1 protein-coding gene is annotated in these 255 nt (G+C 32.5%); it reads left to right on the forward strand.

The window, feature by feature from the left end; all coding sequences use genetic code 11:
* Positions 1-255 (forward strand): hypothetical protein (locus AAEZ09_RS28730; RefSeq protein WP_350601733.1); only part of this gene is annotated, 255 nt, incomplete at both ends.

A 255-nucleotide genomic window follows, 5' to 3' on the forward strand; every position in this document is an offset into this window, starting at 1 on the left:
TGTTAAACGTTTTGACAAAATTAAAAACGCATTCATTGAGAAAGCAAAAAATATTAATTTTAGTTTAGCGCTCAGTCCTACTAATATTGACTTGGATTTGAATGGAAAAGAAGTCAAAAAAACAATAATTACCCATGAGGTGATTCGGGATCTATTATATGAAAGCCTAAAAAATGGTAGCGACACAGTCATAATTGCCATAGATGAGTTCCCAGACGTTTTAGAAAGAGTTTCTGAAAATGATGGTAAGCAAGG

Source organism: Pseudomonas sp. 65/3-MNA-CIBAN-0223, assembly GCF_040310425.1.
In the GTDB taxonomy this organism is placed as follows: domain Bacteria; phylum Pseudomonadota; class Gammaproteobacteria; order Pseudomonadales; family Pseudomonadaceae; genus Aquipseudomonas; species Aquipseudomonas gregormendelii.